Origin of the sequence: Paracoccus laeviglucosivorans, assembly GCF_900182695.1 — a bacterium.
Lineage (GTDB): Bacteria > Pseudomonadota > Alphaproteobacteria > Rhodobacterales > Rhodobacteraceae > Paracoccus > Paracoccus laeviglucosivorans.
Genome location: NZ_FXTK01000021.1, coordinates 1 through 22,394, shown reverse-complemented (window position 1 = coordinate 22,394; position 22,394 = coordinate 1). Strand labels below are relative to the sequence as shown.

At 61.5% G+C, this 22,394-nt stretch carries 17 protein-coding genes; 12 read left to right on the top strand and 5 right to left on the bottom strand.

Annotation, left to right across the window (positions count from 1 at the left end):
- Positions 1-6: 6 nt before the first annotated feature.
- On the bottom strand, positions 7-1,221 hold the full coding sequence (locus tag FN835_RS17240; RefSeq protein WP_142664478.1) for a M24 family metallopeptidase: 1,215 nt from the start codon (positions 1,219-1,221) through the stop codon (positions 7-9).
- A 236-nt stretch (positions 1,222-1,457) separates the two neighbouring features.
- Complete coding sequence (locus FN835_RS17235; protein WP_142664477.1) at positions 1,458-2,357, bottom strand: LysR family transcriptional regulator; 900 nt, start codon at positions 2,355-2,357, stop codon at positions 1,458-1,460.
- A gap of 104 nt (positions 2,358-2,461) precedes the next feature.
- On the opposite strand from FN835_RS17235, the gene FN835_RS17230 reads away from it, so the two are divergent.
- Positions 2,462-3,694, top strand: a complete 1,233-nt coding sequence (locus FN835_RS17230; RefSeq protein ID WP_142664476.1) for an aminopeptidase P family protein — start codon at positions 2,462-2,464, stop codon at positions 3,692-3,694.
- Positions 3,695-3,862: 168 nt separating this feature from the next.
- The gene (locus FN835_RS17225) at positions 3,863-4,939 is read left to right on the top strand and encodes an ABC transporter substrate-binding protein (RefSeq protein WP_142664475.1); all 1,077 of its coding nucleotides are present in this window, start codon (positions 3,863-3,865) and stop codon (positions 4,937-4,939) included.
- A gap of 136 nt (positions 4,940-5,075) precedes the next feature.
- On the opposite strand, the gene FN835_RS17220 is transcribed toward FN835_RS17225, so the two are convergent.
- Positions 5,076-6,002 carry an IclR family transcriptional regulator domain-containing protein gene (locus FN835_RS17220; protein WP_142664474.1) on the bottom strand — a complete coding sequence of 309 codons (927 nt, stop codon included), beginning with the start codon at positions 6,000-6,002 and terminating at the stop codon, positions 5,076-5,078.
- A 147-nt stretch (positions 6,003-6,149) separates the two neighbouring features.
- Here FN835_RS17220 and FN835_RS17215 point away from each other — a divergent pair, with 147 nt between their 5' ends.
- From FN835_RS17215 to FN835_RS17200, 4 genes are all read left to right on the top strand, one after another.
- A complete protein-coding gene (locus FN835_RS17215; RefSeq protein ID WP_142664473.1) occupies positions 6,150-7,058 on the top strand; it encodes a DUF6282 family protein in 909 nt (302 codons plus the stop codon).
- A gap of 73 nt (positions 7,059-7,131) precedes the next feature.
- Positions 7,132-8,433, top strand: a complete 1,302-nt coding sequence (locus FN835_RS17210) for an MFS transporter (protein ID WP_142664472.1) — start codon at positions 7,132-7,134, stop codon at positions 8,431-8,433.
- Between the two features lie 55 nt (positions 8,434-8,488).
- Positions 8,489-9,241, top strand: coding sequence for an HpcH/HpaI aldolase family protein (locus tag FN835_RS17205; protein ID WP_142664471.1), 753 nt, complete (start codon positions 8,489-8,491; stop codon positions 9,239-9,241).
- Between the two features lie 13 nt (positions 9,242-9,254).
- Positions 9,255-10,184 (top strand): cupin domain-containing protein, encoded by a 930-nt coding sequence (locus tag FN835_RS17200; protein ID WP_142664470.1) that lies wholly within the window; start codon positions 9,255-9,257, stop codon positions 10,182-10,184.
- A 326-nt stretch (positions 10,185-10,510) separates the two neighbouring features.
- Here the strand turns inward: FN835_RS17200 and torT are convergent, their stop codons facing one another.
- The gene (gene torT, locus FN835_RS17195; protein WP_246098788.1) at positions 10,511-11,635 is read right to left on the bottom strand and encodes a TMAO reductase system periplasmic protein TorT; all 1,125 of its coding nucleotides are present in this window, start codon (positions 11,633-11,635) and stop codon (positions 10,511-10,513) included.
- A 22-nt stretch (positions 11,636-11,657) separates the two neighbouring features.
- Between torT and FN835_RS17190 the strand changes: the two genes are divergently transcribed.
- Positions 11,658-14,519 (top strand): ATP-binding protein, encoded by a 2,862-nt coding sequence (locus tag FN835_RS17190; RefSeq protein WP_142664469.1) that lies wholly within the window; start codon positions 11,658-11,660, stop codon positions 14,517-14,519.
- Here the strand turns inward: FN835_RS17190 and FN835_RS17185 are convergent.
- Positions 14,492-15,196, bottom strand: a complete 705-nt coding sequence (locus FN835_RS17185) for a response regulator (RefSeq protein WP_142664468.1) — start codon at positions 15,194-15,196, stop codon at positions 14,492-14,494. The genes FN835_RS17190 and FN835_RS17185 overlap by 28 nt on opposite strands.
- Before the next feature lie 176 nt (positions 15,197-15,372).
- Here FN835_RS17185 and FN835_RS17180 point away from each other — a divergent pair, with 176 nt between their 5' ends.
- The 5 genes from FN835_RS17180 to FN835_RS17160 form a co-directional block, all read left to right on the top strand.
- Positions 15,373-16,317, top strand: coding sequence for an ABC transporter substrate-binding protein (locus FN835_RS17180; RefSeq protein ID WP_142664467.1), 945 nt, complete (start codon positions 15,373-15,375; stop codon positions 16,315-16,317).
- Positions 16,318-16,394: 77 nt separating this feature from the next.
- Positions 16,395-17,426, top strand: a complete 1,032-nt coding sequence (locus FN835_RS17175; RefSeq protein WP_142664466.1) for a quaternary amine ABC transporter ATP-binding protein — start codon at positions 16,395-16,397, stop codon at positions 17,424-17,426.
- Positions 17,426-19,393 carry an ABC transporter permease gene (locus FN835_RS17170; protein ID WP_425467483.1) on the top strand — a complete coding sequence of 656 codons (1,968 nt, stop codon included), beginning with the start codon at positions 17,426-17,428 and terminating at the stop codon, positions 19,391-19,393. Before FN835_RS17175 ends, FN835_RS17170 begins: the two co-directional genes overlap by 1 nt.
- A 91-nt stretch (positions 19,394-19,484) precedes the next feature.
- A complete protein-coding gene (locus tag FN835_RS17165) occupies positions 19,485-21,851 on the top strand; it encodes a trimethylamine N-oxide demethylase (protein ID WP_142664465.1) in 2,367 nt (788 codons plus the stop codon).
- 61 nt (positions 21,852-21,912) lie between these two features.
- The coding region (locus FN835_RS17160; RefSeq protein ID WP_281285420.1) for a tetrahydrofolate dehydrogenase/cyclohydrolase catalytic domain-containing protein at positions 21,913-22,394 on the top strand (482 nt) is incomplete at its 3' end.

Here is a 22,394-nt window from a genome sequence, read left to right as displayed (position 1 = left end):
TACTGTCTAGTTCCTGATGATGTTGTGTTCGGGGCCAAAGGGGAAACCGGTGATATTCTCGGCGCCGTCCTCAGTCACGATCAGGATGTCATGTTCGCGATATCCGCCCGCGCCGGGCATCCCCGCGGGCAGCATCACCATCGGCTCCATCGAGACGACCATGCCGGGCTTCAGTTCGGTTTCAATATCCTCGCGCAGCTCGACCCCTGCTTCCCTGCCGTAATAATGCGACAGCACACCGAAACTGTGACCATAGCCGAAGCTGCGGTATTTCAGCAGATCCCAGCCACGATACATGTCGTTCAGTTCAAGCGCGATCTCATTGCATTTCGCGCCAGGCTTGATCAATTCCAGCCCGCGGCGGTGAACGGCCACGTTCTTTTCCCAGATATCCAGACTGGCATCATCCACATGGTCGCAGAACAAGGTCCGTTCCAGCGCGGTATAATAGCCAAAGATCATCGGAAAGCAGTTCAGCGACAGGATCTCGCCTGACTGGACCTTTTTGTTCGTGACCGGATTATGCGCGCCATCGGTATTGATGCCCGACTGGAACCAGGTCCAGGTGTCCATCAATTCCACGAAGGGAAAGGAATTGGCGATCTCGCGGATCATGGCATTGGTCGAGGCGATGGCAACCTCATGCTCGGGCACGCCTGCCTTGACAGCCGCTGCACAGGCCGTGCCGCCCACGTCACAAATCCGCGCGCCTTCACGGATAAGCTTGTGCTCCTCGGCAGATTTGATCGACCGCATCCACATCGAGGGCTGGGCGATATCGACAAGTTCCACGCCCGGAAGCGCCGCTTCAAGTTGGCGTCTATAGTCCAGATTGACGTGGTCGAACTCGATCCCCAGCCGCTTGACGCCGGGCGTCAACTGCCGGACCGCACGATAGAAATTGTCGCGCCGCCAGTCGGTATAGGTGACATTGCCGCCGAAACTGCGCCGCCACGGCTGTCCGCCATCGATGCCCGCGCTGATCGTGGTCGCAGCATTGTTGGTGATCACCATGCCGTATTTGCGCCCGAAATAGCAGTAAAGCCAGCCCGAGTAATAGTTGATGCAATGATAGGATGTGAATAGCGCCGCATCCACGTCGTTTTCGGCCATCCAACCCCGAACATCGACTTGGCGTCGCTTCATTTCGGCATCTGAGAAAGGCGAAAAATCTTTTTCGCCGTTGTGCCATTCCATGACATGCAGCATGTCGTCTGCCATTCTTGGTGCCTCCCACCGGATTGATAGGAAAGAGGCTAGCCAACCCGTGGATGCGACAGAAATTTGTTTTGGCAATCCGTTCATTTACGACCGCGACGGGACGCGTGTCGCCAAGGCGTCAGCATGATCTTTAGAAGCAAACCGACAATAAGCTTGGACCGCCTGCTGAATTTGTCTGATCGGCAGCGGCCATAGCCGCAGGTCAGGCAAGAAGGCGGCGGAACTCGCCTGACCTTTCAGGGCAAGGACTGCTCGGATCTGATCCATGACAGAAAAAGCTGGCGCGCCCTTTTTCGTGCGCCATGGGCAGGGATCATGCTGGATTCCGTCAGGTAATAGTCGAAGTCTTCCAGAACGGCTTCATCGGCCAGTTTGACCAGCCGCCCCTCGGTCAGGTCCGACTGGATCATCGCCAATGAGCATAGCGCGACGCCCTGACCGGCCAGAGCGGCGGCGCGCAGCAGATTGAAATCTTCGAAAACCGTCCCCGGCAGTCGGGCCGGCACAGTCTGACCTGTGCGGCTGAGCCACGTCTGCCAGCCCGAGGGATCATTGTCATGCAAAAGCCCGACCTTCAGCAGCCATCGCGATGTCAACTGTGCCGGTGCCAATTCGACCAGCGCCGGACTGGCCACGGGGACACTGCGGCCAGACATGAATGGTTCGGCAGAAATGCCTTCGCCTATGGGGCAGGTATTTGCGAAAGTGAACGCCAGATCTGTCGTCATGAAGTCGATGTCGTGACCGTGATGGGCATAGACGACGCGCAGCTGAATGTCTGGATGTTGTGCCCGAAAGCGCGGCAATCGGGGGATCAGCCAGCAGATCGCAACCGAGGGAATGGCGGCGACGACCAGAGCGCCGTCCGATACCGGCGGCCGGGCCCGATGACACGCCGCCTCGATGCCGTCGAAAGCTGCGGTCAGGTCCCGCGCAAGGGCCATGCCTCGCGGCGTCAATTTGGGCACCCGTCCGCCGCGATCGAACAGCGGCGCGCCAAGCCATTGTTCAAGGTGCTTTATCTGATGGCTGATGGCGGGTTGGGTCACGAACAGGCTGTCGGCCGCCGCGCGAAAACTTCCGGTCCGGGCGACCGCTTCGAAGGCGCGCAAAGCGTTCAGCGGAGGCTGGGTCATGCGTCGCTCACATGAGAAAAACTGATCGATCGATTATAAAACCTCTTTTGACGCATGCAACGCGCAAGCCGAACCTAAGCCAAATCTAACGCATGGAGGGGTCGATGACCGAACGCGAAAGACTGCAAAGTTTCGTTGGAAATGGCGACAAGGCAAAAGGCACATTTTCGGCGGCCGAGATGCAGCGCCGGCTGACGGCAATCCGCACGCATATGTCCGAAAACGACGTCGATGCCGCCCTGTTCACGTCCTATCACAACATCAACTATTATGCCGATTTCATGTATTGCCAGTTCGGACGGCGCTACGGTTTTTTTGTCGATCAGGACAAGGCAACCTCGATCAGCGCAGGCATTGACGGCGGACAGCCGTGGCGCCGGACGTTTGGCGGCGCAAACCTGACCTATACCGACTGGCAAAAGGACAATTATTTCCATGCCATCCGCCAGATCATCGGCGGGGCCAAGCGCATCGGGATCGAGTTCGACCATGTGAATCTGGATCTTTTGGCGGCTTTGAAGGCCGAGTTTCCTGGCATCGCATTCGTGGATATCGCCGGCCCCGCCATGCGCCTGCGCATGATCAAATCGGCAGAGGAGATCGTGCATATCACCGAAATGGCGCGGATCGCCGATCTGGGCGGTGCGGCATGTGTCGAAGCGACCGCAGTCGGCGCGCCCGAACATGAGGTCGCATTGCATTCCACGGCAACCATGGTGCGCGAGATTGCCCGCAGCTGGCCTGACGGCGAATTGCTGGACACCTGGACCTGGTTCCAGTCGGGCACCAATACCGATGGCGCCCACAATCCGGTCACAAGCCGAAAGATCAGGGCGGGTGACATCCTGTCGCTGAACTGCTTCCCGATGGTCGCGGGCTATTATGTCGCGTTGGAGCGGACCCTATTCGCCGAACATGCCAGCGAGGAGCATATTCGATTGTGGGAATTCAACTGCCAGGTCCATGACCGTGGCAAGGAACTGCTGGTGCCAGGCGCGAAATGCTCGGACATCGCTGCCGAGCTGAATGAGATGTATGCGGCCCGGAACCTGCTGCAATATCGCAGCTTCGGTTACGGCCACAGCTTTGGTGTCCTTTCGCATTATTACGGCCGCGAGGCGGGGCTTGAGCTGCGCGAGGATTGCGAGACTGTGCTGGAACCCGGGATGGTCGTGTCAATGGAGCCGATGATCACCATCCCCGATGGCCAGCCCGGTGCAGGTGGCTACCGGGAACACGACATTCTCGTCATCGAAGACGAGGGAAACACAAATATCACCGGCTTCCCATATGGCCCCGAGCATTTGATCGTCAAAGGTCGCGCAAAGGCCGCGTAACCGATGACGTTACCGCAGCCCCGCCGGGCTGCGGTAAGCCGGGCGAAAGTCGCCTTACCGATCAAGCCGCAACCGGCGACGCAGCGCATGCAGCGCATGCAGCGACATCTTTTCGGCGCAATGCGCTGCACCGCTTAATAAAATTAAAACCCAACAGGATACACAGATATGAACAAGACAGTCGTCATCGGCTTGGCCATGACCTTGTCGGCCACTGCGGCAATGGCCGAAGAAATCAACGTGATGTCATGGGGCGGAGCTTACGGCCGCAGTCAGGTCGAAGCCTATTACAAACCCTTCACCGCCCAAACCGGAATCAAGGTCGTCGGTCTGGACAGCGACAACCCGGCAATTCCCCTCAAGGCGCAGGTCGAGGCCGGCAATGTCCTAGTCAACGTGGCCGATGTCGAATATGCCGACGCGATCCGGCTTTGCGACGAGGGGCTGCTGGAGCCGATCAACCCCGCGATGCTGCCGCCCGCGCCCGACGGCACCCCCGCAACCGAGGATTTCCTGCCGCAGGGTCTTTCGGATTGCGCCGTGGGCTCGATCGTGTTTTCGACGATCGTTGCCTATGACCGGACGAAATACCCCGATCTGAAGCCGCAGACCTTGGCCGATTTCTTCGACACGCAGAAATTCCCCGGCAAGCGCGGCATCAAGAAGGTGCCCAAGGCCGTGCTGGAAATGGCGCTGATGGGCGATGGCGTGCCGGCGGATCAGGTTTATGCGCTGCTGGCGACCCCCGAAGGCGTTGACCGCGCCTTTGCCAAGCTGGACCGCATCAAGAAGGACATTGTCTGGTGGGAGGCAGGCGCCCAGCCGCCGCAGCTTTTGGCCGATGGAGAGGTGGCGATGACCATGGCCTATAACGGCCGCATCTTCGGCGCCGCCGTCACCGAAGGCAAACCGTTTGAAATCCTGTGGGATGGGCAGGTCTATGAATACAACCTGTTCGTCATTCCGAGAGGCGCCCAGAAGCAACAGCAGGCGCTGGAATTCATCAAGTTCGCGACAGACACGCAGCGACTTGCGGATCAGGCGAAATGGATCAGTTACGGTCCTGCGCGCAAGTCCTCGGCAAAACTGGTGGGCCTCTATGAGGACGGCAAGACCGAGATGGCACCGCATATGCCGACCAACCCTGCCAACATGTCCAATGCCCTGAGTTCATCTTATGAGTTCTGGATTGATCATGAATCGGAACTGGCCGAACGCTTCAGCTCTTGGCTGAGCCTCAAGTGATGCGGTTCAGGCTTGGGCGGTCATAGAGCCATTTCGCTTTGTCTTCGCACCAAAAACGCCAACAGCGCGGCTTCGCGGCCGCGCCTTTGGTCATCGCCTGGCCTGCTGTCTTGGTCGACCGGAACAAGCGATATCTTCAGGCGGGGCCTGCGAAACCCAGCCGTTCCGAAATCTGATTTGCGGCAAGCTGGGTCTGCCTTATGTGAAGGTCGCTGGGCCGATCGCCGAATTGCTGGACCATATCGACGATGCCGACGGAACCGCAAACCCTGCCGGATGCGTCGAAGATCGGACAGGCCAGCGTATCCAGACCCAAGGCGATTTGGTTCGGCGCGGTGGCCCATCCCTGACGCCGGATCTGGGCAAACTCCTCGATCAGCAGGCTGGACGTCGTGATCGTATGCGGGGTGAAAAGCTCTAGCTTGTTGCGCAGCACGCGGGCCTGGAATTCGGGCGAGGAAAAGGCCGTCGCCACCTTGCCCTGCGCCGAGGCGTGAAAGGACAGGATCGAGCCGACGCGAACGCCGATCTCGATGGGTGAGCGACCGGGGATGGTTTCGATGACCAGCATCCCATCCGGCGTGAATTGCGATGCGACCGCCGAATGACCTAGCGCGTCACGCAGCGCCAGCAACGGATCCTGTGCCGCGCGCTGCAATCCCGAACTGTCAAAAACGGTCTGGCCAAGTGCAATCAGGCGATGGCCGACCTCGTAACGCTCGGAATCCTCGGGCTGGGTGACATAGCCCTGCTGCACCAAAGTCTGCAGATGGCGATGCACCCGGCTTTTGCTGGTGCCAAGCGTGTTCGCCAATCCGGTCACCCCCACGCCGCGGGGGGATCGGGCGACTTGTTCAAGGATGTGCATCGTCATGACGACCGATTGCAGGCCGTCGCCGTTCTTCTCATCCTTGTCCGACACGTCATCCCCCTTTGCTTCGCCTTGACCGCCACAGCGTAGCGCGTTCCGCTGATCGGAACAAGGTAGCCATAATATGATTCGCGCGCACCTGCAATTTAAAGTGGGAAGAGCGCTTGCAGCCGAAGCTGTGGGGGCGGTCATCTATCACTTCAGGCAAGACGATTGCTTTAAATTCAACAGCGTCGCGTGACACCCCGCGTCTTTGGGGAAATTATTGACCCGAGACGCTTGTCTGCTTTATAAATCAGAACATCATCCCGATGAACGGAACACGCTTAGGAGAGAGCGATGGACGCCTTGTTGGAGCGAGCCAGCGATATTGACGAAATCCTGCATGGGGCGGTGGATCCACATGTGCATAGCGGGCCTTCGATCGCACCGCGCGCGCTGGACCATCTGGAATTGGCCCGACAGCTTTCGGCCGCGGGATTTCGCGCCGCGGTAACCAAGGACCACGACTATTCCGGCGTGATGACCGCCGAGATGGTCCGCAAGCATCACCCCGAGCTGACCACGACGATCTATTCCGGGATCGTGCTCAACAATGTTGTCGGCGGTCTGAACCCCTATGCGGTCGAACATACCGCCGCGATGCAGGGCAAGATCGTCTGGCTGCCAACGCTTGCCGCAGAAAACCATCTGAGCTGGGAAAAAAACTCGGGCTGGTCCCACCCCGCCGCGACCCAGAAGATGCGGCACGCGACTGCGGTGCCGCTTTTCGACGAAGGGCGCCTGCGGCCCGAACTGCTGGACGTTCTTGACGTTGTCGCCGCGACCGGAATGGCGCTGGCCAGCGGTCATGTCCATGTTTCGGAAACCAAGATCGTCTTTGCCGAGGCGCGGCGGCGCGGGGTCGAGCGGCTGATCTTTACCCATCCCGAAGACATCGTCGGCGCGACTTTGGACGATGCGCGCGAGATCGCCGACATGGGCGCCTATGTCGAGCATTCGCTTGCGTTCTTCCTGGACGGCTCAAAATTCCAGACCTCGCGCCAAGAGGATCTGAAGTCACATATCGACGCGGTCGGCGTCAGCCGCACCATCCTGTGCTCGGATCTGGGTCAGGTCGGGACCATGAGCCCGCTTGAGGGCTTCCGGCAAGCGGTCCGCGCCTGTCTGGCGCTTGGTTATTCCGACACCGATATCCACGCCATGGTCGCAACCAATGCAGCCTCGGTCATCGGACTGGACGGCTAGGATCATCAAGCCGGATCAACATCATTCGACGCCTTTTCCGTTGATCGAGCGGCGGCGTCTCAAGGGGGGGAACATGTTCAACTGGTATCATAACCTGGACAATCGAGAACGAAAGACGTTCTATGCCTGCTTTCTGGGCTGGGCGACGGACGCCTTTGATGCACAGCTTTTCAGCTTTCTGATCCCAACGCTGATCGGGCTTTGGGCGATGACCACCGCTCAGGCGGGCTGGCTTGGAACCTCGGCACTGATCTCATCGGCGATCGGGGGCTGGATCGCGGGCATCCTGTGCGACCGTTTCGGGCGTGTCCCGGTAATGAAGCTTGCGATCATCTGGTTCACGGTCTTTACCATCGCCAGCGGCTTTGCGAATTCGTTCGAGCAGTTGCTGATTGCCCGCACCCTTTCGGGCATCGGTTTTGGCGGCGAATGGGCGGCCGGTGCGGTGCTGATCGGCGAAACCATCCGGTCCGAGTATCGCGGCAAGGCGGTCGGCACGGTGCAAAGCGCCTATGCGGTGGGCTATGGCGCGGCAGCAATCGTTTCGTCGCTGCTGTTTGCGGCGCTGGACCCGCAGATCGCATGGCGTTGGATGTTCTGGCTGGGTGCCATTCCGGCGGTCTGGGTGTTTCTGGCCATGCGCGGCGTCAAGGAGCCCGAGGTTTTCGTCAAAAGCCGCAAGGCACTGGCCGCTGCAGGCACTAAGGTCAATCCGTTGGCCATCTTCGGCAGCCGCCACCTGAAAACGACGGTCCTGTGCTCGCTTCTGGCGCTGGGGGTGCAGGGCGGCGCATTCTCGATCCTGCTGTGGCTGCCCACGCTGCTTAAGGCCAATTTCGGGCTTTCGACCGTGGCGGTCGGCTATTACGTATTCGTACTGACCTTCGGCTCGTTCATTGGCTATCTGGTCGCGGCCTATCTGTCGGATATGATCGGCCGGCGCCGGAACTTCTTTTTGTTCACCGCGCTGAACTGGATCACCATCCCGCTGTTTCTATACGCACCCGCGGTGCCTGCGCTGCATCTGGTGCTGATCTTTGTGCTGGGTTTCTCTCTGCTTGGGATCTACAGCGCACTCGGCCCCTATTTCACCGAACTTTTCCCCAGCGCGGTGCGGGCCAACGGTCAGGCCTTTTCCTATAATTTCGGCCGCGCAGTTGGGGCATTCTATCCGGCGCTGATCGGTGTGGTCAGCTCGACCTGGCAGATGCCGCTGCGCGAGGCCACGCTGATCGCCGCGATGTCCGCCTATGTCTTCGTGCTGCTGGCGGTGTCGATGCTGCCCGAGACCAATGGCCGCGATCTGGCAGAAGCCGATGCCGACGCCGAGCATGACGCCCCGTCGCGCAACGGCGCCCCCGCGCCCACGGCCTGACCCCATACCAAGCCGGACCGCTGCGCAGGTCCGGCAAATTGCTGGAGAGCAAAGGATGACCACGGATTTTCGCAGCCGCCTGAAAGCGGGCGAGCTTTTGATCGGAACCTTCGTCAAGACACCGTCGATGCATGTCATCGAAATTCTGGGCTATGCCGGGTTGGATTTTGCCGTCGTCGATCAGGAACACGGACCGATCAGCATCGCGCAAATGGATGCGCTGGCCTTGGCCGCGCGCGCGACAGGCCTGCCGCTGCTGTCGCGGCGCTGGGGCAAGATGACCGACTGGATTGCGCCTTTGTTGGATCTTGGGCTGACGGGTGTGATGGTGCCCCATGTCCTGAACCGCGCCGGTGCCGACGAAGTTGCGGATGCGGTGCGCTTCGCCCGCGGCAAACGCGGCATTTCCCCGTCACCGCGGGCCGGAAACTATGGCGGTTTCGGCCTTGCCGATTACCGCGCCAAATGCGACCGCGAAACGGTGGCGATGGTTCAGATCGAGGATGCGTCGGCGCTGAACGAGCTGTCCGATATCGCCGCTTGCCGGGATATCGACATGCTTTTCGTCGGTCCCGCCGACCTGTCGCAATCGATGGGTGTGGGCTTTCCATCTGCCGAACTTAACCGCGCCATCGAACGGGTGATCGACGCGGGCCGACAGGCCGGCGTGCCCGTGGGGCTTTTCGTCAGCGATGCGTCGCAAGTCGCCAGCTGGCACGCAAAGGGCGTCACCCTGTTCGTCTGCGGCTCGGATCAGTCGATGCTGCGCAAATCCGCCAGCCAGATGATGGCGGCGACCAGAACCTGAAAAGGAGAAGACGATGTTTCAAGGCAAGGATCCCCGCGCCGATCTTTTCGCGGGCAATTCGCAACCGCCCGCCACCGGTTTGATCGCACAAGAGCAACTGGGACGATTCCACGGCGACGCCCCGCAGGTCTCGGATGCGCTGCGGCGCAGCTGGTATCTGCGCGGTTGCAATTTCGTGCTGGAGTATTCCGAGCTTGCGCCGGGTGCAAAACTGGGTCGCCAGTCCCAACCCGATGAATACGTGCTTTACCTTGATGATCGGCAAAGCGGTGCAACGGTCGAATGGAATGGCACCACGGTGACGGTCCCGGGCGGTTCGATCGTCTTCGTCCCGCCCGGTGACAGCTGCATCACCTTTCCCAGCGGGGCAAAGCCGGTGCGGCTGTTTACGGTGAAGTCGGCCGATCTTGTCGCGCTTTGCCCGAACGCGGATGGCTACAGATCGCCGCGCAGCCACATCCCGCCATTTCATCCCTGGCCCAAGCCTGCCGGGGGCTGGAAGGTCCGTCACTATCCCCTCGATGTGGCGGATCAACCGGGGCGTTTCGGTCGCATCTATCGCTGCACGACCTTCATGGTGAATGCGCTGCCAACAATGAACGGGCCGCGCGACCCGGCCAGGATGTCGCCGCATCATCACGACGATTTTGAACAATGCTCGCTCGCCTTGCAGGGCAGCTTCACCCATTTCCTGCGCTGGAGCTGGACCACGGATATGAGCGACTGGCGCGAGGATATGGCCGTCAAGGTCGGCTCGCCCTCGGCGCTGGTAATTCCGCCACCCGTCATCCACACGACGCAGGCGACCGGCACAGGGCACAACGATCTTGTCGATATTTTCTGTCCGCCCCGGATGGATTTCTCGCAAAAACCGGGCTGGGTCCTGAATGCCGAGGATTATCCGATCCCGGACGTATCGGAACAAGACAGCTGCGACACTTAAATCATCGACGATCCAACCTGTCGGCCCAGCGTTCGTGCCGCTTCGCCCGACCCCGCCTATCGCTGATAGCTTGCCGAACGCTGGCGTTTCGGCCGCGGTCATAGAGGCGGCGCACTCAGGGTGCTGCCAGCCGATGGGCGCAATACAAAGTGCATCCCAATTGAACTCGTCGCTGTGTGTAGCTGGTTCCTTTGACAGAGCATCGCTCTCGGCAGATCGGAACGAAAGCGTAGAGGTCCAAACGGCGAACAAAAGCCACCTCATGCCGGCCGACATTCAGGTGCGGCATGAATTGTGATCCTTTCTCCACTCTCTGCCCATGCAATTTACCTTGACGTTGCATGAACCGAAAATGTTGGAAGGAAGCTTGCCGGCGCCAGATTGGCAGAGCGGTCGAACCGGTCCGCATTGTCCGATGTGATGATATTAATTGCTGGGCCCGCGTGTATAATGCTGAGCTTTCCCTCCAATGTGCGGATGGACATTTCGATCCCAAGCTTGCCTTGGATAACCGGAGCATCTGCAGGTGCTGAAACAATGCGGCCGCGCCGGATGCCGCGATACACGCCATGGCTCATATAGGTTGATATGATACCCGTCTTTTCCGTCGCCGCCTGGTTGCGCAGGATCGATATGGCAACCTCGGCCATGGGGCCGCTTCCGACCAGATAATCCAGGTGCTGTCCATCTGAAAGCAACTGCTCGACCAATTGTGCCTGCGCTTCACGGCCGGTATCGCCATACATCACCCTGACGATCCGGGCCGAGCTTTCCTCAAGCGCCTGCCGGAAACCTGCATCGACGAAGGTCACCCATCCCGCCCCGTGCGGCCCTGGGAACCATGCGATGTCCACAGTCGGCGTGCCCTTCGGATGCAGCCGAGCCAGCTCGCGTCCCGCGGCACGTCCCATTTCAGTCCATGGCACGCTTGCCTTGGCGGTAAGGGGCGACGGATCGATATCATTGACGACGGCGATCACAGGTTTGGCGCGGGCAATTTCCGTCAGCACCGGGGTCAGGCCCGCATAGGAAACGGTGCCGATCACGACGGCATCATATCGTTGATCGGCACATTCACGCAGTTGCGCGATCTGACGTTCCAGATTGGGATAGCCACCCGCCTCGAACAGATCGAACCCAACGCCCAAGCGTCGGGCCTCTTCGACCATGCCGTAGTTGACGCTGAGCCAATAGGCATCCTTGAGATGCGGATAGAGGACGCAAAGCCGCCAGCCGCGCGTCGCCTGCTCAAGCGGCTGATAGTCCAGATGTCGCGAACGGCCTTCGTCGTGAAAGGGTTGATCGAACACCTGCAACGACCAGGTATCAGCTTGCGACGGCAGGGCCATCGCAATCAGGAACAGTCCGGCCCCGATCAGTTCAAGAAAATGTCGCATATCGGTTACGAACGCTTGGGTTTCGATATAGCCTTGGTCAGCCCGGCCGGGCATCTCGTCTCATGGAGGTTAGTTCTTGCGGTCGTTTTCGCGCAAGGCAAGATTGGGTTGGCAGCTTTTGCTGGCCTTTGTCGTCATTGCCGGCGCACCCGGCATCATGGGGATCCTGGGCTGGATGGAACTGCGTGACCTTGCCGAAAGCCAGGCGCGTCTGAACGATCAGACCTTGCCCGCGATTGCCGAGGTGCGCGGATTCACCGAGGAAGCCAGCCGCGTCGTTGCGATGGCGCCCCTGCTTGCCTCGGTCCCAAATGACGGTGCCAGAGCCGAGCGCGCGGCGTTCCTTTTCCAGCAGGTCGACGCTCTGCGCGACCGTATTGGCCGTTATGAGCAAAGCGGCAGGGTGCTTCCCCCGGCGCTTGCCCAATCCGAAACCGAGGTGCGGCGCGGCATCGACCAGCTGGATCTGCTGGTCCAGCGGCGCCTGGCGACCGGGGCTGAACAGAAACGTCATCTGACCGAGGGCCATCAGGTCACCGCCGAGCTGCTGGAGATCACCGATACATTGGCCGCGAATGCCGAGGCCGCAACTTCGGCCGGGGTGTCCAGCCTTTACGATCTTTGGAACCAGCAGCAGGCCTTGGGCGAAACACTCGACAAGCTGATCGAACTGGACCTTTTCCAGCTGGGACAGATGTTCGAATTGCGGGCCCATGTCGCCGAGATCGCCATGCTTTTGAACCGCATCAGCGAAACAAGAAGCAATGCCGAACTGACGTCGCTTCGCAATGCCCTGACTTCGCGCTTGCAGATCGTCACAAGACGGATGGCTCTGACGCCGGATCGCAGCCGGGCCGAACGCGCGCTGCTGTTGTTGCGAAGGATTGACCCCGCAATCGACACGCCGCCGCGGACACGGAACATCATCGAACTGACCGCGCAGCTGATCGCATTGGAGGCGCAGATCGAAACGACCCAGGCCGGGTTGCGGCAAGCCGCGTTGCGTCTGGACGTCGAGGCGGGGGCGCTTGCGGATACGATCGCGGCCAGCGCCGCGGCGGCAGGAAAATCCGCCCAATCAGCCATCCGCGCGACGCTGGTCACCTCGACCCTGGGCTCGCTTGCGGCGCTGCTGATCTCGGCCAGTGTCGTCTGGTTCTTTGTCAGGGGGAAAATCACCAAGCGGCTGGATGCCCTGGCCGACCGGATGGGGGCACTTTTGCAAGGAGACCTGCACGAGGCGGTTATCCCCAAGGGCCAGGACGAAATCGGGCGAATGGAAAAGGCAGTCGAGGTCTTTCGCCTGCAGGCTCTGGAAAATCGCGACCTGGCGGCAGAGCGGGACCGAAACCTCAAGGAACTGCGACGACATCGCGAAGAACTGCGCCAGCTGGTCGACGAGCAGACCCAAAGACTGCGCGACGAGGTCGATGCCCATGCGGCGGCGCGCACCCGGGCAGAAGCGGCCGACCGCGCCAAATCGCAGTTTCTGGCGACCATGAGCCATGAAATCCGCACCCCGATGAACGGCGTCATCGGCCTGCTGCATGGATTGACGCAAGAGAAACTGCCGACCGCGACAGAACATCGTGTCAGGACCGCACTGACATCCGGCGAAGGCCTGATGACGATGCTGAATACATTGCTGGACGATGCCAAGAACTCGGATGCGGCAATCGTGATGAAGCCGGTGCCCTGCGACCCGGTCGCGCTGGTGCGGGACGCGGTATCGCTGATGACCCCCGCCGCCGAGGAAAAAGGGCTTCGGCTGCAAACTCGACTGTCCGAAACGCGCTGGCTGCAATTCGATCCGCCAAGGGTTCGTCAGATCCTGTTCAATCTGCTGACCAACGCGATCCGGTTTACCGATCAGGGCGGCATCACCGTCACCCTGCATTGCGCGCCCGCCGAAAATGGGCTGGTCGGGGTCGATCTGTATGTTTCGGATACCGGCAAGGGAATTGCACAGGACGCGCAAGAGCGGATCTTCGGCATCTTTGAACAAGAGGATGAGACGACGGCGGCGCGCTATGGCGGCACCGGCCTGGGACTTGCCATCAGCCGACAGCTGGCAACGGCGATGGGGGGGCGTCTGTCCGTCGAAAGTGTGCCCGGGCAAGGCGCAACCTTCCGGTTCCAGGCACATTTCCCGCCCGCAGAGGCCGCACCAGATGTAGCGCCCAGCGAGGTGGCCGACATCCCCCTGAACCTGTTGGTGGTCGAGGATCATGCGGTGAACCGTCTGGTCCTTGAAGGGTATCTGACCCGGATGGGACACCGCTTCGAGATGGTGGAAAATGCCGAGGACGCGCTGGTGCGGGTTCTGGCTGGGCGTTTTGATGCCGTGCTGATGGACGTCAATCTGCCCGGCATGTCCGGCATCGATGCGGCCCGCCTGATCCGGCAGATGCCTGCCGGACAAGCTGTCGAGGTAATCGGGATTTCCGCGCATTTGCAATCCGAGGAAATTGCCTCGTGCCATGCGGCGGGGATGACGCAGGTGCTGTCAAAGCCGATCTCGCCCTCCGAGCTGTGGACGGCCTTGTGCAGGATCATGCCTGCAAAGACGTGCTCGGTGCTGGCCGCGGCGCTTGTCGACCTGCCCGCCCCGCGTGTCATGGCACTTTGCGAGTTGTTCCTGGAACGCCTGTCCAAGGATGTCGCGGCGATCGAATTCGCGCTTTCCGCTCATGATACAGCGGCAGCCATCAAGGCCGCGCATCGGTTGCGCGGCGCAAGCGGGAATTTTCATCTGCCCGAACTCGTGGCCGGACTGCAGGATTTCGAGCGCGCGCTGAAGGACGATGGCCCGGCGCTGTCGATCTGGGGGCCATTGCAGCAAACCGCCCGGTCCAGCGCAATGCGGGTCAAGGCAGAGCTGGCGATGCTCAGGGCCGATCCGGCCAGTCTTCAGGCCAGTCTGGCAGTGAACACATAGCCCTCGCCATGCGCGGTGCCCAGAATGCGCGGCGCCTTGGGATCGTCACCTAGCTTGCGCCGCAGACGCCGGATCAGGACATCCACGGTCCTTAGATTTGTGCCGTCGATGCGGTGGGTGATATTGGCCAGTAGCCGATCGCGGTCCAGCACGATGCCGGGATTTGTAACCAGCACGCGCAGCAACTCGAACTCGGCGCGCGTCAGCGGGACATGGGTGCCCTCTCCGTCCGACAGCTGCCGTGCGGAAATGTCAAAGCTGAACTGCTCGAACTGCACGATGCGGCGTTGCAGTTGCCGTATTGCTGCCGTGCGCCGCAACAGGTTCTTGACCCGCGCAGCCAGTTCCCGCCTGTTGAAAGGCTTGCAGACATAGTCGTCCGCGCCAAGCTCCAGCCCGACGATCCGATCAACGTCATCGGTGCGCCCGGACAAAAGAATGATGCCGATTTCGGATTTCGCACGCTGTTCACGCGTGATTTCCAATCCGTCCTTTCCGACCAGATTGATGTCGACGATCAACAGATCGGCCGGATCCAGTGCAAGGGTTTCCTCTGCGGCCTCGGCACTTGCGCATTCGGTGATCCGATAGCCGAAGGTTTCAAGATAGGCCGTCAGCGTCGCGCGGGTGACGGGCTCATCCTCGATGATAACGATATGTCTGGCGCGCGCGGTCATCTGGGCTTCTTTCGCAGGCTTCCAGTGACCTGTTAACATTTTTTCACAACATTACCTAGCCCGTTCATCGCAAGGGTCTTACACGTTCACATCCCGCATCTAGCCTTTTCCTTGGAGGGACCACCTTCCACAGCACAGATGCCCGGAAAACAGGGCGGCCTCACAGGGAAAAGACCATGAAATATACAGCTTTGCTGTCGGGTTCGGCAGCGGCACTTGTTTTTGCGGCACCTTTGGCCTGGGCGGCCGATGCCTCGGATCCGATCACGATCCCGACCCATAACTGGTCCAGCCAGATCGTCATGAGCCATATCGTCGGACGCATGTTCGAAGAGCTGGGCAACAACGTCGAATATGTCTCTTCCGACAGCCAGACGGTCTATGAATCGATCCGGCTTGGCGACGTCGCCCTTGAGGTCGAGGTCTGGGAAGGCGCCTTTGGTGCCGCCTTCCGTGCAGCCGTCGAAAAGGGCGGCATCCACGATGCTGCCACCCAACAGGCCGTCACCCGCGAGGATTGGTGGTATCCGCTATGGACCAAGGAAGCCTGCCCCGGCCTGCCCGACTGGAAGGCGCTGAACGACTGCGCCGCGAAATTTGCCACCCCCGAAACGGGTGACAAGGGCCGTTTCCTGGGCGGGCCGGTCGACTGGCTCAAGCATGATGCGGAAAAGGTCGAGGCTCTGGGGATGAACTTCACCGTCGTCAATGCGGGATCGGCGGCGGCGCTATGGGCGGAATTGGCGGCCGCAGAAAAGGACAAGAAGCCCATCGTCCTGTTCAACTGGACACCGAACTTTGCCGAGGCGGTCTGGCCGGGCGAGTTCGTCGAGTTCCCCGCTTGGCAAGACGGCTGCGACAAGGATCCGGCTGTCGGTCCGATGCCCGACAAGGTCTATGACTGCGGCAATCCCGCCAACGGCTATCTGAAGATCGCGGCCTGGGACGGCATGAAGGAAAAATGGCCGACGGCTTACGGCGTGCTGACCAAGGTCACCTTCACCAATGCCCAGATCGCCGAGATGGCCAAGCTGGTCGATGTCGACGGGATGGAGCCCGAGGATGCGGCAGGCACATGGATGGAGGCGAACGAAGCCGTGTGGAAGCCGTGGCTGCAATGAACCAACAGCTTTCCCCCGACACCCTGTCCCGTTCGGACAGGATCGTCTCCGGCCGGGATCCTGCCTCGGGACAGCCGATGAACCCATCCGACGCCGTGATCGACTGCAGTTCCGTCTGGAAAGTCTTCGGTGCCCGGACCGAGCGGCTGGCATCGATGCTGGCCGACAATCCGACCCACGAGGATCTGCGGCAGGCGGGCTATGTCGCGGCCGTGCGCAATGTCGATCTGACCATCCCGCGCGGCGAGATGCTGGTCGTCATGGGCCTGTCCGGGTCGGGCAAGTCTACGCTTGTGCGGTGCATGTCGCGGCTCTTGGGCATCTCTGCCGGTCAGGTCGCCGTCGAAGGCAGGCCCTTGGGCGATCTGACCGAGGCCGAGCTGATCCATCTGCGCCGCAGCCGCATGGGCATGGTGTTTCAAAGCTTCGGTCTGCTGCCGCACCGCAACGTGCTGGACAATGTGGCTTTCCCACTGGAAATGCGCGGACAGCCCAGACATGCCCGAACCCAGCGCGCCCGCGAGATGCTGGAACTCGTCGGCCTGAAAGGGCGTGAGGATCATTTTCCGCGCGAACTTTCCGGCGGCCAGCAGCAGCGGGTCGGGATCGCGCGCAGCCTCGCCATCGAGCCCGCGATCTGGTTCCTTGATGAGCCGTTTTCGGCACTTGACCCGCTGATCCGGCGCGAAATGCAGGACGAATTCCTGCGGCTCAAGGGCGGGATGGACAAGACCATCGTGTTCATCACCCATGATTTCGACGAGGCGCTGCGGCTGGCGGATCGCATCGCCATCATGAAGGACGGCGCGATCGAACAATGCGACACGCCGGACCGCATCGTGATGCATCCCGCGACGCCCTATGTGGCCAAGTTCACCGCCGAAATCGATCGGTCTCGGGTCGTGCGTCTGGGCGCGCTGGCCAGCCCGGAAAACGGAAGGCAGGTCGAAGGCAAGGCGATGCCGGCCGATGTCGCCCTGCATGATGTCGCAAGGGATATCCTGGCCGATCCGCGCGAACATATCCCGGTCAGCGCGGCTGATGGCAGGCTGGTCGGCCTGATGGACCGACAACTGGCGCTGGACGTGATCCTGGGAGCACGCGGATGATGGGCCCCGGCATCATCACAAAGCAGGCGGGCGCGGGCGGTGCGCGTCGGATGACGACATCCCCCGCCGCCCTGATCGCGGCTTTTGCGCTGGCTTTGGTCGCCTTTAAGCCAATGCTGCCGGCTGGCCTGATCCGCCTGCCCGAGGGGATGGTCGTGCCCTTCGCCGACTGGATCAACGCCGTGTTCGATTTTCTGCGCGACGATCTTGGGATGACGCAATTGACCCGCTGGGTCGCCTCGGGCGTCGAGGCGGCGCTGGATGTGACGGCAAACCTGCTTTACGGGCGCAATCGCTGGCCGCATCTGGGCGCAATCCCCTGGGTCGTCATTGCCCTGACGGTCGGAATGGCGGGATACGTCCTGCGCGGCTGGAAACTGGCGGCGCTGACGGGCGGCACCTTCGTCTGGATCGCCGTCATGGGACAGTGGAAATGGGCGATGGAGACCTTGTCGGTGATCGTCGTCGCGACACCGATCTCGGTCGCTTTGGGGTTGGGGCTTGGCATTCTTGGCTGGCGGCATGGCTGGTTCGAAAAGCTCTTGAACCCCGTCCTGAACGTCGCACAGTCCCTGCCCCACTTCGCCTACATGATCCCGGTTGTGGTGTTTGTCGGTGTCGGCCCGAAATCCGGCGCGATCGTAACGATCATCTTCTCGGTGCCGCCGATGATCCGAATGACCATGCTGGGCCTACGCCGCGTGTCGCCCGAGATCATCGAAAGCGGCCTGATGAGCGGCGCAAACCGCCTGCAGCTGATGACAAGGGTCAGGCTGCCTGCCGCCCGGACCGAGATCTTGGTCGGCATCAATCAGGTCATCATGCAATCGCTTGCCATGGTGGTGCTTGCGTCGTTCATCGGCATGCCGGGCCTCGGTCAAAAGCTGCTGCAACTGCTGCAGGCGCTGAAGATCGGGCTGTCCTTTGAAATCGGCGTCACCATCGTTCTGCTGGCCATTGCGCTGGACCGGCTGTCCAAGGCGTGGTCGCTGCATCAGCCCGACCACCCCGAGCCGAGCGCGGGCTGGGCACGCCGGAACCGGATGTTCCTTTGGTGGATCGGTCTTGTCATCGGGGGGTTTCTGCTTGCGCACGTCATCCCCTATTTCCACGTGGTCGAGCGAGGTCAGGCGCTTAGCCTTGCGAGCCCGATCGACGCGGCGGTCAATGCGCTAATCGATCTGGTGAAACCACTGACCGAATGGTTGCGCTGGTTCTTGATCACTTGGCTGCTGATCCCGCTGCGCAATGGCATGCTATGGCTGCCCTACTCGGCCGTTCTGCTTGCACTTGCAGCCATAGGCTGGCGCATCGGCGGCCTGCGCTCGGCGGTGATCTGTCTTGCCTTCTTCGTGCCCATCGCGCTTTCGGGATGGTGGGACCGGGCCATGATCACGATCTATACGATATGCACGGCGGTTGCGCTCGCACTGCTTGTCGGCGTGCCGCTGGGCATCTGGGCGGCCCGCAATCAAGGCCGCGCCACACGCATGCTGTTGCTTTGCGATACGTTCCAGACCTTCCCCAGCTTCATATACCTTATCCCGGTGATCATGCTTTTCGGCGTGAATGACGTGGCGGTCGTCGCCGCCGTCATCGTCTTCGCCACTGTCCCCTTGGTCCGCTACACGGTCGAGGGGCTGCAAGGGGTCCCGCCGGAAACGGTCGAGGCCGCGCAGATGAGCGGGGCGACAAGCCGGCAGATCCTGTGGTCCGTGCGGATGCCGCTGGCGCTGCCAACCTTCATGATCGGGTTGAACCAATCGGTGATGTTCGCGCTGTTCATGGTCATCATCGCGGCCTTCATCGGCACGCAGGATCTTGGCCAAGAAATGCAACGCGCGCTTTCGTCGACCGATGTCGGCAAGGGGCTGGTCCTGGGTTTCGCCGTCGCCTTCATCGGATTGATGGTCGACCATCTGCTGATGCGGTGGTCGGCAACACGCAAGGCCATGCTGAGCCTATGACGGCTCTTGCCATCCGCCAAAGCTTTTCCTCCCCCCGACTGGGGCGGCGGCCCGGTCTGCCGCCCCATTTTTCAAAGCCAAGGTCTTAGCCATGAACACCCCCTTCACCCGCCTGTTCCGGCCGGGTCCGCCGCAGCCCAGTCGGATGCGGCTGGGCCAGCCGACCGGACGTGCCCCCGCGCAGGAACGCCATAATATCCCCGGCGGCGGGGCGCTGATGCAGGCCTTGGCCGCAGGCGACCGGCTGACGGTGATCAATGCCGAAGGCGGGCAGCGCGCCGAACTGGCGACTGCCACGCTGCAGGGCCGCGCCGCCGATCTGCTGGACCGGGCATCAGCCGGTCTGGCGCAGGGGATCATGCAGGTTCTGGCCCAAGGCGATGACAGCCTGTGCCAGCTTGCGCGGGGCATGCGGCTGCGCGGCGTCGACCCCGCCAATCTGCGCGCGGTCACGCTGTTTGATCCCACCAGCCCCGCAGGCGACAGCGCCAGCCTGACAGCGCAGGCGGCGGGCTGGCTGATCGTCGCGGCCCCTGCCGTCGCGATGGCCCCGGACAGTCACCAGACGGCCACGCCCCTGACGCTGCTGATCGACCGCGCCGATCCGCGCCGCAAAACCGGGTTCGAACTGCCCGATCCCTTGGCCGATCCCATTCTGGATATCCGGGTCACATCGGCGACAGCGCAGGCCTATCTGGTCCGCGCCGGAGAATATATTCAGGTGCTGGACGTGGACGGTCGCCAATGCACCGATTTCCAATGCTTTGACGCCCGCAAGCTGGATCGCGGCATTCAGAACCCGCTGGATGTGACCACGACGCGCACCCTGCTGGGGCACAGCTATGCGATGCCCGGCCTGCATGCGAAATATTTCGACCATGACATGACCCCGCTGATCGAGGTGGTGCAAGACACCTGCGGTCGCCATGACGCATTCGCCATGGCCTGCGCCGCGAAATATTACGACGATATCGGCTATCCGGGCCATGCCAACTGCTCGGACAATTTCAACGCCGCGCTGGCGCCTTACGGCGTCGATCCGCGCAAGGGCTGGATGGCGGCGAACTTCTTTTTCAACACATGGATCGACGCGCATGGCGTGTTGATGACCGATGAGCCATGGTCGCGCCCCGGCGATTACGTCCTGATGCGGGCGCTGACCGATGTGGTCTGCGTGTCCTCGGCCTGCCCCGACGATACCAGCCCGGCCAATGGCTGGCATCTCAGCGATATCCATGTGCGCAGCTATGGCGCGACCGAAACATTCCAGCGCGCCTCTGCCTGGCGCCCCATGCCGGACAGCGACCCCATCATGACCCGACAGACCGCCTTTCACGACCGCTTTGCCGCGCTGACCCGCGATTTTGTCGAATATAAGGGCTTTTGGCTGCCCAATACCTTCCCGAACTCCTCTCCCGAAGAAGAATACCGCGCCTGCCGCAACGCCGTCGCGGTGATGGACCTGTCGGCACTGCGCAAGTTCGAGGTGACCGGCCCCGATGCCGAGGCACTGATGCAATGGGTGCTGACCCGCGACGTCAAAAAGCTGGGCGTGGGTCAGGTCGTCTATTCGGCGATGTGCTATCCTCATGGCGGCATGATCGACGACGGCACGCTGTTCCGCATGGGTCCAGACCGTTTCCGCTGGATCGGCGGCAGCGATTTCGGCGGCGAATGGATGCGGCAGCAGGCGGTTGCGCTGGGGTTGAACGTGATGATCCGCTCATCAACCAACCAGTTGCACAATCTGGCGGTGCAGGGTCCGAAAAGCCGCGATCTGATGAATGCGGCGATCTGGACCGCGCCGCATCAGACCGCCATCTCTGAACTGGGTTGGTTCCGCTGGACCGTGGGCCGCATCGGCGGTGCGAATGGCGCCCCGGTCGTGGTGTCGCGCACCGGCTATACCGGAGAGCTGGGCTATGAGATCTTTTGCCACCCCAAGGACGGGGCCGAGGTATTCGATGCCGTGATGGCCGCAGGCCAGCCGCATGGCATCCGCCCCATGGGTCTGGCCGCGCTGGACCTGCTGCGCATCGAAGCCGGTCTTGTCTTTGCCGATTACGAGTTCACCGACCAGACCGACCCGTTCGAGGCCGGCATCGGCTTTACCGTGCCGCTGAAAACCAAGCCCGATGACTTCATCGGCCGCGAGGCCCTCATCCGGCGCAAGGAAAATCCGCGCTGGAAGCTGGTCGGCCTCGAGATCGACACCCGCATCCCTGCCCATCACGGCGATTGCCTGCATGTCGGCCGCGCCGAGATCGGCGAGATCACCTCGGCGATGTGGTCGCCGCTGATGGACCGCCAGATCGCCCTGGCCCGCGTCGACGTCACCCATGCGGCCGAGGGCACCGAAATCGAGGTCGGCAAGCTCGACGGACAGCAAAAACGCTTGGCTGCGCGCATAACGCCATTCCCGCATTACGACCCCGCGAAGGAAAGACCGCGATCCTGACCTAATGAGACAACTCTCTAATGAAACGTTTCGGCCAGTGCCGGGGCTGAAAGGGTATCTGATGCTGGAAATGCCGCTTAAAGTAATTGCGAATTTCAATCTTATCGACGGCCGCGCGTTTTCGACGCTGATCCGTTCGCGAGTTGCGTCTGGTGTGTCGGCGCTTGCGGGGCGTGGGATCGTTCCCGGCCTTGCGGTTGTGCTTGTGGGCGAGGATCCGGCGTCCGAGGTCTATGTCCGCAACAAGGGCATCCAGACGCGCGAGGCGGGGATGAACAGCTTCGAACACAAGCTGGCCGACACCACACCCCAGGCCGATCTGATGGCGCTGATCGACCAGTTGAACCGCGATCCGGCCGTGCATGGCATCCTGGTGCAGCTGCCGCTGCCCAAGCATGTGGACGCCGAGGCCGTCCTCAACGCCATCGAACCCGCCAAGGATGTCGACGGCTTCCACGTCATCAATGCGGGCCGGCTGGCCACCGGGCAAAAGGCCATGGTGCCCTGCACGCCGCTGGGCTGCCTGATGATGCTGCGCGACCG

Excerpts from the sequence above, each read along its gene's own strand:
- FN835_RS17240 (WP_142664478.1), bottom strand. The coding sequence starts at position 1,221 with ATGGCAGACGACATGCTGCATGTCATGGAATGGCACAACGGCGAAAAA.
- FN835_RS17235 (WP_142664477.1), bottom strand. The coding sequence starts at position 2,357 with ATGACCCAGCCTCCGCTGAACGCTTTGCGCGCCTTCGAAGCGGTCGCC.
- FN835_RS17230 (WP_142664476.1), top strand. The coding sequence starts at position 2,462 with ATGACCGAACGCGAAAGACTGCAAAGTTTCGTTGGAAATGGCGACAAG.
- FN835_RS17225 (WP_142664475.1), top strand. The coding sequence starts at position 3,863 with ATGAACAAGACAGTCGTCATCGGCTTGGCCATGACCTTGTCGGCCACT.
- FN835_RS17220 (WP_142664474.1), bottom strand. The coding sequence starts at position 6,002 with ATGACCGCCCCCACAGCTTCGGCTGCAAGCGCTCTTCCCACTTTAAAT.
- FN835_RS17215 (WP_142664473.1), top strand. The coding sequence starts at position 6,150 with ATGGACGCCTTGTTGGAGCGAGCCAGCGATATTGACGAAATCCTGCAT.
- FN835_RS17210 (WP_142664472.1), top strand. The coding sequence starts at position 7,132 with ATGTTCAACTGGTATCATAACCTGGACAATCGAGAACGAAAGACGTTC.
- FN835_RS17205 (WP_142664471.1), top strand. The coding sequence starts at position 8,489 with ATGACCACGGATTTTCGCAGCCGCCTGAAAGCGGGCGAGCTTTTGATC.
- FN835_RS17200 (WP_142664470.1), top strand. The coding sequence starts at position 9,255 with ATGTTTCAAGGCAAGGATCCCCGCGCCGATCTTTTCGCGGGCAATTCG.
- torT (WP_246098788.1), bottom strand. The coding sequence starts at position 11,635 with ATGCCCGGCCGGGCTGACCAAGGCTATATCGAAACCCAAGCGTTCGTA.
- FN835_RS17185 (WP_142664468.1), bottom strand. The coding sequence starts at position 15,196 with ATGACCGCGCGCGCCAGACATATCGTTATCATCGAGGATGAGCCCGTC.
- FN835_RS17180 (WP_142664467.1), top strand. The coding sequence starts at position 15,373 with ATGAAATATACAGCTTTGCTGTCGGGTTCGGCAGCGGCACTTGTTTTT.
- FN835_RS17175 (WP_142664466.1), top strand. The coding sequence starts at position 16,395 with ATGAACCCATCCGACGCCGTGATCGACTGCAGTTCCGTCTGGAAAGTC.
- FN835_RS17170 (WP_425467483.1), top strand. The coding sequence starts at position 17,426 with ATGGGCCCCGGCATCATCACAAAGCAGGCGGGCGCGGGCGGTGCGCGT.
- FN835_RS17165 (WP_142664465.1), top strand. The coding sequence starts at position 19,485 with ATGAACACCCCCTTCACCCGCCTGTTCCGGCCGGGTCCGCCGCAGCCC.